The organism is Streptomyces flavochromogenes, from assembly GCF_000717595.1.
In the GTDB taxonomy this organism is placed as follows: domain Bacteria; phylum Actinomycetota; class Actinomycetes; order Streptomycetales; family Streptomycetaceae; genus Streptomyces; species Streptomyces flavochromogenes.
In genome coordinates, this window is sequence record NZ_JNZO01000116.1 from 1 (window position 1) to 368 (window position 368).

1 protein-coding gene is annotated in these 368 nt (G+C 72.0%); it reads left to right on the forward strand.

Annotated elements, in window-relative coordinates; genetic code table 11:
- Positions 1 to 155: 155 nt before the first annotated feature.
- On the forward strand, positions 156 to 368 hold a 213-nt coding region (locus IF00_RS46625; protein ID WP_209439854.1), incomplete at its 3' end, for a hypothetical protein.

Here is a 368-nt window from a genome sequence, read left to right on the forward strand (position 1 = left end):
GCCCCCGCCCCCGACGCGCCCGCACCACCCGCACCACCCGGGTGATCCCGTACCCCAGCACCCAGGGCAGGACGGTGACCCCCAGGACGTACACGAGGACGTAACCGAGCACGTCCTCACCGTGGGTGGGCTCGTCCCAGCTGTCCATGGGCAGGATGATCACGGTCGCCGATACCGCGACCGGCACCAGTGGCAGCAGGACCGACCACAGCCGCGGCCACCACCCCGGCCGCCGGGCGCACCACACCCCCGTTCCCGCCATGACGAAGGGCCCGAACGGCACCCACAGCACCACGGGCACGAACAGCACCGCCCACCACTCGTCCGAGAAGCCGAACATCATCGAAGCCCCCCAAGCCCGCCGAGCC